Origin of the sequence: Mesorhizobium sp. M4A.F.Ca.ET.022.05.2.1, from assembly GCF_003998845.1 — a bacterium.
Lineage (GTDB): Bacteria > Pseudomonadota > Alphaproteobacteria > Rhizobiales > Rhizobiaceae > Mesorhizobium.
Map to the genome: position 1 here is coordinate 1 of NZ_RZOJ01000606.1, position 2,532 is coordinate 2,532.

The following is a 2,532-nucleotide window of genomic DNA, read 5'->3' on the forward strand; positions in this document are numbered from 1 at the left end:
CTTCAAGTCCGAGGAAGACGCACGTGCCTTCCGCGACGCGCTGCGTGGCCAGCATATAGGCAAGCTCGTCGCGGAAGGCACGTGCGTCTTCCTCGGACTTGAAGTAGCCGCCCTTCCAGCCCCAGTAGGTCCAGGTGCCGGCGAGGCGGTCGAAGACCTGGCGGGCATCGATCTCGGAGCCATAGCGCTCGGCCTCGGGGAGTTTGGCGAGTTCGGCCTCGTCGGGGACCGAGCGCCACAGGAAGGAGGGGACGTCGTTCTCCTCGACCTTCTTCAGGCGAGCGGGAACGCCGGCCTTGCGGAAATACTTCTGCGCCAGGATGTCGGCGGCGACTTGGCTGAACTGCGCCGGCACGTCGATATTGTCCAGGCGGAACACCACCGAGCCATCCGGATTCTTGATCTCGGAAAGCGCCTTGCGGAATTCGATCTCCGCATAGGCGGATTGTCCTGGCTTGGTGAAACGACGCTCGATGCGCATTGGTCCGGTCCTTTGTGTCTATATATAGCGCTTTTCCCCAGGGATTCATGCCCCGAAAGCGAAACGCGCGGTCCGCCGTTTGCCGGCATCTTGACGACGCCGGCATCTCCTTCGCAGTCGTCGCACGGCGCGTTGGCCAAACTTCTTGCGAAGCGCCTCTCCAACTCGCCGACGAACCCCTGCGGGTCCCTCAAAACTTGAAACTTTTTCGCGATTCCCCCGATCGAGGGCTTCACACTATCTAGGGTCGAACCTGCCTGCAAACACTAAATATAGTGTTAACAGATCATTTTTTCCAGTCCGACAATTCTCCCTTTTCGCCACCCAAGCCCCACCAATCCCAACGCTTCCGCCGGCCTCGCAAAAGGGCGGAAATGTGGGCAAAACGCACAAAATCCGGGAAAAAAGACCGGCCTCTGAACTCTCCGGTCGCGCTCTCAACAGGAACGCATGGCCTATAAAAGGCGACTCGTTTTGCGCCGTCAAGGATTCGTTTACGTAGCTTTTGTGACCCCAATATCTTGTGTGTCACAGATGTGGATAACGGGGACAGAAGACCGCGTCGGAGAGCCTGGTTTTGGCGGTCAGCGGCGGGCGTGCGCAAGGCCACCCCGGCGATGCTGCCGCTCTGCCTTTTCATTTTAGCTGGCTTGCACTATGTCTTGACCCTTCGCGCGGGGGCGCGCCTTGTCAACCGGAAAAGCATCCGCTACGCCCCGCTCATGACAGTAACCGTCCGTTTCGCCCCGTCGCCGACCGGCCGTATCCATATCGGCAATGCACGCACCGCGCTGTTCAACTGGCTGTTCGCCATGAACAACAAGGGCCGTTTCATCCAGCGCTTCGACGACACCGACATCGCCCGCTCCAAGCAGGAGTTCGCCGATTCGATCCTTTACGACCTGCACTGGCTGGGTATCTTCCCCGACGCCACCGAATACCAGTCGCGGCGCGTCGAGAACTATGATGCGGCGGTCGAGCGGCTGAAGGCCGCGCGCGTGCTCTATGCCTGCTACGAGACGCCTGAAGAGCTCGACCTGCGCCGCAAGGTGCGCCGTACGCGCGGGCTGCCGCCCGTCTATGGCCGCGAGGCGCTGACGCTCACGCCGGAGCAGGCGGCCGAATACCAGTCCGACGGTCGACGCCCGCATTGGCGCTTCCTGCTGCCGAACTTCACCAGCGACCCGCTGCAGCCCGAACGCACCGAGGTCCATTGGAACGACCTGGTGCGCGGTGAGGAGACCGTTGATCTCGCCTCGCTGTCGGATCCCGTGCTGGTGCGCGAGGACGGCACCTATCTCTACACGCTGCCATCGGTGGTCGACGACATCGAGATGGGCGTCAGCCACATCATCCGCGGTGACGACCATGTCACCAACACCGGCGTACAGATCGCGCTGTTCCAAGCGCTCGGCGCCGAGCCGCCGGTCTTCGGCCACCACAACCTGCTCACCACGGCCTCTGGCGAGGGCCTGTCGAAGCGCACTGGCGCGCTGTCGATCGAGAGCCTGCGCGAGGACGGCATCGAGCCGATGGCGGTCGCTTCGCTGGCGGTGCTGGTCGGCACCTCGGAGAATGTCGCGGCAGCGCACGATCTTTCCGAACTAGCCGGCCATTTCGATCCGGCCGCGACCTCGAAATCGGCGGCCAAGTTCGATCCGGACGAGCTGTTCGTGCTCAACCGCACGCTGATGCACCATATGCCGTTTGCCGAGGCGCGCGACCGGCTGATCGTGCTGGGTGTTTCAGGCGAGAAGGCGGAGCCGTTCTGGCTGGCCGTACGAGGCAATCTCGACAGCCTGCCCGACGCGCTCGCCTGGTGGCGTATCGTGGGTCAGGGGCCGGACGAACCGGCGGAGTTTTCCGGCGAGGACCGCGAATTCCTGCACCAGGCGTTCGATCTCTTGCCGGAGGAGCCGTGGAACGGCACCGTCTGGAAGGACTGGACTGGCAAGATCCGCGAAGCAACCGGCCGCAAGGGCAAGGCGCTGTTCATGCCGCTCAGGCTGGCGCTTACTGGCCAGCCTTCCGGGCCGGAGCTTGCAGATCTA

Annotated in this window: 1 protein-coding gene and 1 pseudogene; one reads left to right on the forward strand and one right to left on the reverse strand. The window is 62.8% G+C overall.

Annotated features, from left to right (window positions below; all coding sequences use genetic code 11):
- A pseudogene (locus EN745_RS33480) lies at window positions 1–481 on the reverse strand (vitamin B12-dependent ribonucleotide reductase); the annotation flags it as partial.
- Window positions 482–1,203: 722 nt separating this feature from the next.
- Here EN745_RS33480 and EN745_RS33485 point away from each other — a divergent pair.
- Window positions 1,204–2,532: glutamate--tRNA ligase (locus EN745_RS33485; RefSeq protein ID WP_127423218.1), on the forward strand; the 1,329-nt coding region annotated here is incomplete at its 3' end.